The sequence below is a fragment of the Mucilaginibacter sp. genome (genome assembly GCF_036383575.1).
Classification (GTDB): Bacteria; Bacteroidota; Bacteroidia; order Sphingobacteriales; family Sphingobacteriaceae; genus Mucilaginibacter.
On record NZ_DASVOB010000158.1, the window covers coordinates 25,374 to 32,186 of the forward strand.

4 protein-coding genes are annotated in these 6,813 nt (G+C 38.5%); 3 read left to right on the forward strand and 1 reads right to left on the reverse strand.

The window, feature by feature from the left end:
- The first annotated feature begins 33 nt into the window (after positions 1 to 33).
- Both VF500_RS05850 and VF500_RS05855 read left to right on the forward strand, forming a co-directional pair.
- Positions 34 to 1,110 carry an AAA family ATPase gene (locus tag VF500_RS05850; RefSeq protein ID WP_330858765.1) on the forward strand — a complete coding sequence of 359 codons (1,077 nt, stop codon included), beginning with the start codon at positions 34 to 36 and terminating at the stop codon, positions 1,108 to 1,110.
- A gap of 183 nt (positions 1,111 to 1,293) precedes the next feature.
- A complete protein-coding gene (locus tag VF500_RS05855; RefSeq protein WP_330858766.1) occupies positions 1,294 to 1,890 on the forward strand; it encodes a hypothetical protein in 597 nt (198 codons plus the stop codon).
- Positions 1,891 to 2,455: 565 nt separating this feature from the next.
- Here the strand turns inward: VF500_RS05855 and VF500_RS05860 are convergent.
- Positions 2,456 to 5,533 (reverse strand): HD domain-containing protein, encoded by a 3,078-nt coding sequence (locus VF500_RS05860; RefSeq protein ID WP_330858767.1) that lies wholly within the window; start codon positions 5,531 to 5,533, stop codon positions 2,456 to 2,458.
- Between the two features lie 652 nt (positions 5,534 to 6,185).
- On the opposite strand from VF500_RS05860, the gene VF500_RS05865 reads away from it, so the two are divergent.
- Positions 6,186 to 6,761, forward strand: a complete 576-nt coding sequence (locus VF500_RS05865) for a DUF2272 domain-containing protein (protein ID WP_330858768.1) — start codon at positions 6,186 to 6,188, stop codon at positions 6,759 to 6,761.
- Positions 6,762 to 6,813: the final 52 nt, after the last annotated feature.

Below are 6,813 nucleotides of genomic sequence, written 5' to 3' on the forward strand. Positions count from 1 at the left end.
TTTCATAAGTTTTTCCCCGGCGATAATCCTACTATGATTAAAAAAGATGGAAGACCACTGGTTGTGGAAATGATACGCACCGATGTGCGCGACGCGGCGCGCAGGGATGCTAAAAGAGGCATCCGCCCCAGGGTTTACGATCCCGATGCTATCCCACCCGATCCCTTTATTATTCACCAGGCCAGCGCGTGGATGGAGATGGAGCGGGCAAACCAGGCCCCACGGATGCTGTTTGGCGAGTTTTGGCTTGAAGGCGAGCTGTGCATCCTGTTTGCCGATACCAATATGGGCAAAAGCCTGCTGGCTGTGCAACTGGGCGACAGTATTGCCCGCGGACAAGCCATTACACCTTTTAAAATGGATGCCGAACCCAACCCGGTGCTGTATATTGATTTTGAGCTGAGCGGCAAACAGTTTGAACAGCGCTACACCGACGGCAGCAGCACCCACACCTTTCACGAAAATTTTTACCGGGGCGAATTTAACCAGATGACCGGTCTGCCGCATGATTTTAAAACTTTTGATGAGTTTATTACACACGGTCTTAGTCGCGCTATTAAGCGTACCGATGCCAGGGTGCTCATTATTGATAATATTACCTGCCTGCGCAACGGCACCGAGCGCAGCAGCCAGGCCCTCTCGCTCATGAAACAGCTTAAGCTGCTTAAAACCCGGCATGGCCTCAGCATCCTGGTGCTGGCCCACACCCCCAAGCGCAACCCTGCCCTGCCCATTACACGCAACGACCTGCAAGGCAGCAAAATGCTCATTAACTTTTGCGACAGTGCCTTCGCCATGGCCGAAAGCCAGACGCTACCCGGCTACCGCTACCTTAAACAGGTAAAACAACGCAGCACCGCCGAAATGTACGGCAGCCATAACGTATGCCTCGGCCGGTTGGAAAGGGAAAACGGCTTTCTAAAATTTGTATTTTCCCATACCGATAACGAGGTTAAACACCTGCGCCGCTACAGCCAGATGGAACGCCAGCGCCGGGCAGCAGATGTACTTTCGCTCCATAAACAGGGTTTGAGCCAAAGGCAGATTGCCGGGCGGTTGGAGATGAGTTTATCGGCGGTGAACAGGGTGTTAGGGGTTGCGGGAGGATAATGGAACATCTTATAAAGTCTTTTAAAATCACGAATACACCAACTCTTTTTCTGCACTCCGTATTCGCGCCAGTGGGGAAACTTCCGTCAAAGTTTCTATCTTTGGTACTGTGGCCTGCAAAAAAACAAGCCCGTTTATTTAGCCGGTGCCAACACCGGTTGTTATATTTAATTTAAACCATTTATGCCTAATCACACTACAAAAAAATTAGTCTTTATTATCTCTCTTTTGTCCGTATTTGGATGTTCAAACAAAACCAATAAAAGCCCCCGCATAATGCGTATTGAAAAAAGCATCAATGAGAATGCTATGGGCGTGGATATTGGCTACGAACCCGGAGTATTAGACACTGTAATTATTATCAAAAGCTCAAGGGCGATTTCTGATTTAGAAAAGGAGGCGGACGTGCCGTTATCCACAGATTGGCCAAAAGCTATAAGACTCTATACCGAGGAATCTGAAAAAGCAAGAACAGAAAACAATACCGATCAATTTCACGCATTGAAATGGGAGGTAGCAAGGATACAGGCTTTAAGCCATTCAAAGCCTGGAGATATCAACCTTTCTGTGTATAAATACACCTACCGGATAACTAATCTACTTAATCCCAAAGCAGATAAAACCACTGTGACCAACTATTACTTTTTTAACCATTTAGATAGCCTCTCAGGGCAGTTTGACGAGGATAAAATAAAGGAGTTAAAAAAGAATTTTATAAAGTCTGATACGGAGCCTTACCACATGGGATTGATGGAGTTGGAAACAGGAGTTGACATTTAATAAATTCATTGCACATTCACTACAAGGTACAACCTTGCGGTAGCAAAAAAACGCTGCTGCAAGGCTACCACACTACCTTAAAAAACGCAGCACCGCCGAAATGCATGGTAGCCATAACGTATGCCTCGGCCGGCTGGAAAGACAAAACGGCTTTTTAAAATTTGTATTCTCTCATACCGATAACGAGGTTAAACATCTGCGCCGCTACAGCCAAATCGAGCGCCAGCGCCGGGCAGCGAAAGTACCTTCGCTCCATAAACAGGGTTTGAGCCAAAGGCAGATTGCCGGGCGGTTGGAGATGAGTTTATTGGCGGTGAACAGGATGTTGGGGGGTGCGGGGGGATAGAAGTGTATTTTTATTATTAAGACATATTCTCGCGTGAGTGTGTAGGGATGGGTTGAGATGTGGGGTACCCGTGACTTTTCAAATAGTTAATGATGCATTTTTTAATATTAAAAGTCACGAGTACGCCTACGCTTTGCCAACGCTGCATATTTACGTCAGTGGTAGATAGCATCTGTAATGCTTACAAAGTAATTCAATTAAAGACTCGTTGTTTCATAATCATTCATAGTATTTCAAATCAGACCAATAACGAGGAAAATCATTCTTACTAAGAACGGGAGGAGCTGTATTGTTTGCCGTTAATATAAATGCACTTTCCTGCCAAAGCTTTCTAATACCCTCATTTACTGCATCCAAAAACAAACTATCTTTCATCAATAAGCCATTAGTAACTTCAAAGTAATTCACCCTTCCTCCGAACTCATCAAAGGCCTTCTCCCAAAAGAGCTCTTCTGCAAATCCAATTCGTTTAATACTTTCCTCTATGTTCAATGAAAGAAGATCTTGAATTTGTTCAATAAACTTATCCCTATTTTTCTCTATTAGTAAATCTTCTCCTAAAAAGGCTGTAATTAAAGGATGAGAGGCATTCAGTGTCATATAAAATTCATACTGCCTTTTTGGCAAACACAAAATTGGGGTATCTTCATTTTTGAATGAATCGATTATATTTAAAGTAAAGCTACGTCCAAGGCTATCATTATATTTTCCACAATATTTGACTATATCAATTGTGAACAAGGGGAGCATATTAGTGACTATTAAATAATTACCGATTATTTTTAAATTACCAGATATTAAATAATTAAAAAACATCTCAACTCTATATTCTTTTCCAACATTATATAACATATCCTCAAAATTAATTATCACAGCATCCGAAGAAACGATATCTTGTAATCTCGTCAAATGCGTTTCATTTAATTTATAATATATCTTACCTATTGTATTTGAAGAAGCAATAGTTAAACTGTCTAATCGGCTTTTAAATCCCTCTTTTGTAATTACTGGAAATGAGATATACTTGGCGAGAAACTTATATGTTTTATCAGAAAAAGTACTATCGCGATATTTGTTATCCATACCTATGAAGCCAGTCGATAATAAAAAATCCATATATTCATAAAATCTCTCTATTGAAAAGTCCTTTATAAAGGCCTCAAAATGATCCTGTAATTCTGCAATTATAAACTCTTCTATTAATGTTTTAAGATTTTCATATTTGTCGTCATTAATAAAATCTGTTCTGTCGGGAGTAATTGTTAAACAAGCAGAATGAGTCAAATTTAAGGTCGAATAGTATGAAAGCCAATTTGGGAACAACTTTTTAGTATTTTCTGTGGTGCTAATTCTAAATAACTCATCTTCAAGAACAGTTCCAATAGCAAAATTTCGTTGACATATAAATCCATTTATAATGCTATACCAATTATATTTACCTGAGTTTATCAAATATAACTTTCCGTTTATATTACTTAAAATAGGATTATTACTTTTAGAGAAATCAATCTGAAAAAATGCGTGAGAAAACGCTCTATTATTGCTATCGGGATTAAGATCATCAAATATAAACTCTTCGTAATTAGTGATATTAATAAAAGGCGGAATAAATGAAATATCATCTTTTTTCCGTTCTTTAAAACAGGTTTTAATTCCATTTTCAGTTACGTAAATCGGAAACGGTGAAGACGGGATTAATTCAGATAATATGTCATATAGTTTAAAGTCTTTAAAAGGCTTATGTGATTTCAATTTCAATGAAATATCCGTCCCTATATCAATCTTGACACCTTCCTTTTGAATAGTGTAGCTATAGGCAGTTGGGATTTCAAAATATATAGGTTTGGGAGGATTTATGGGATTATCCGGCTCGCGTCTACTTTCAAGAGTCAATGAATTGGCAATCATAAATACAGATAAAACTCCGATTCCAAACTCGCTTGTAACATCTATTTCAGAATATTGGCTATAAAAATCGGGGCTTGAATAATAACTTTTCCCTATTTGTAAAAAATAATTTCTAAAAATATCAAAGTTCATTCCGATGCCGTTATCTTTTACGATTAACTTCCCTCCATCGATTTCTATATGAATTGCGGCTTCAAAATTTTCAATTTTATTTGCATATATCTCTTGTCGAGCTTTGATAGCATCGCAGCTATTCTGCAGCAATTCCCTAAGTGCAAAAATAGTACTCCTATATAACCTTTGCCCCATTAATATCTCAAGAACCCTTTGATAGTCAATTTCAAATTTCAAATCATTATAGATGTAAGATCCATCGGACCTTATTCTATCTATTGAAATTTCCTCGTTTAAATGTAAATGGTAATTTTTCAAAGATGGCAATGAATATTCATAAAGTAATTGCATTGTTTGCTTTCTTTCAATCTCAATCCAATTCATAAACTCTTTTAAAGCTCTTTCTACCTCTGGGATTGAACATTCAGCCTCAAACAAAATTTTCTCAGATGTTATACTATATCCTATTATCGATCTATGCTTCTTCCATTCAATTATACTAATAGGATCCTGAGGATTGATAAATTCATAAATAATCTTTGGCGTTCGCTCTGGATCTAAATCAAGAATATCTCCCAGTCTTAAGATCAATGCTAAAAATTGCACATTTATAATTTTCTCGCCCACTAATGTATTAGTGGGATATATTTTAGTGTCTTTTATTTTTTTTACCGGAACCCCATGTCCATTGCAAATAGTGACCAAATGTTTCCAAAAGGGAATTCCATTAATTTCTATAAAAAATTGGCCATCGCTAAGATTAGCTTTTATATATTCTGCCGATCTATTTACATGATTCCGTCTGAGAAACTCAGTAAATACTTGATCTTCAATAAAAGTAGCAGATCTATGATCCCCCATAGATTTATAATATTCATACTTTTCCTTTTTATCAATGAGAGTTTTGAAAAGGATTTTATAATCTTCATTATCTGCAATGATATTTTCCTTTTCTTCTTTAGACGAAGTCATTCCGATATCATGTAAATAGGCAGCTAAAATAATCAATGTCAACTCGATAGAATTCAAGTGTTGTAAAGTTTCAACCGGTAGGAATTTCCCGATAATATCGACAATCTTAGCGCTATGATTAGGATCATGTAAAGTATACTCCGGCATATTTTCCGGTATTCTTTCCAATAAATCGCTAACATTTTCGACGATTATTTCGATTTTTGATGACAACTTATTAGAAAATCCATCTTCAATTTCTCGATTTAACAAAGCCTTAAAAACTGTACTCGACTTTAGTCTCAAAACTGCGTCTTTGCTCATTGATTTAGGTTTTTATAATGAATAATAATAAAGTTATAAAATTAACTCTCTTTAGGTGGTACCACACGAAAAATTAAACTGCTATAATGTAATTCTCTGGCGCGCGCGTGTCGTGGCAATTGCACACTTGTTTTGTCCTAAAATAGGTTTACACAACAGTAAACAAAAATCGAAAGATATTCAAAGATCTATGAGAGTAAATGACAGAGTCAATATAGTGAAGAATTTAAGCGAAAGGTTTGCCAGGAATATTTGGATGGGAAGGAAGGATTACGGGCACTTGAACAGAAATACAATTTAGGTAATAGTCCCTTTCGCTGGCGCACGCGTGTCGCGTGTGCCCCGCATGCTAAGTAACACGCAATTCATCGTCACTATGTCCTTCATACTTAGCAACACGTTATATACCTCACCAAGCTTTGTACCTTTCCATTGAGGATACACTGGACACATGTGCACCAGCGTATGCTTTATGCTATCCGAGCGTTTTTTTACACTAAAGACCTAAACACTGACCACAAGCGTGGACGCCTGCAGCAGCAGCGAGAGGAGAAACACGTATGTGCAATTAACGGTAAAAAATACCGTGATTTCACCTATTGTGCTGTTGTTTGTAACCTATTAACTTTAAGTAATTTAAATCCAGAAATTCATGCCTACATCTTATGTAACCTCGCTGATTAAGATAGCAACCGAACAATTTAGTCAGTATAAAAATCATGTTGAAACTGATAATGTGCTGGGCCCGCAAATTAAACACTACTGGCAAAGCTTGGGCTTCGGTTTTCAGAGTGTTGAAGTAGCATGGTCGGCCGTGTTTGTTTCCTGGTGCGTGAAGGAAGCCGGGGCAAAAAGCACCGAATTTAAATTTAGCGCCGCCCACTGGGAGTTTGCAAAAAAAGCCATTGCAAATCGCAAGGACAATACCGGCGTATTTAGGGCATTCGATTTTAACGAAGTTGAACCAGAATTAGGCGACATTATACAAAACAACAGAAATAATAATAAAATAGATTATGCCCGCGCTGCTACCACTACGGAGGGATATCCTTCTCATTCGGCTATTGTGGTAGCTAAAGGTGTAGATAAAGATGGTCCGTTTGTAACCACCATCGGCGGCAACGAGTCAAACTCTGTCCGCGCAAAACGGATTGGCTTGGATGCGAACGGTAAAATCGTTCAACGAAAAAAAGATCCTTTTATTTGTGTGATTAAAGACTTGAAATAAGGGGGGATAGCCCCTGCTGCCGCAAGCAAATTTGATACTTACCTAGCCCCTG

What these genes read in the sequence shown, in the direction of transcription:
- VF500_RS05850 (WP_330858765.1), top strand. Translation starts at nt 34, where the DNA reads ATGATTAAAAAAGATGGAAGACCACTGGTTGTGGAAATGATACGCACC.
- VF500_RS05855 (WP_330858766.1), top strand. Translation starts at nt 1,294, where the DNA reads ATGCCTAATCACACTACAAAAAAATTAGTCTTTATTATCTCTCTTTTG.
- VF500_RS05860 (WP_330858767.1), bottom strand. Translation starts at nt 5,533, where the DNA reads ATGAGCAAAGACGCAGTTTTGAGACTAAAGTCGAGTACAGTTTTTAAG.
- VF500_RS05865 (WP_330858768.1), top strand. Translation starts at nt 6,186, where the DNA reads ATGCCTACATCTTATGTAACCTCGCTGATTAAGATAGCAACCGAACAA.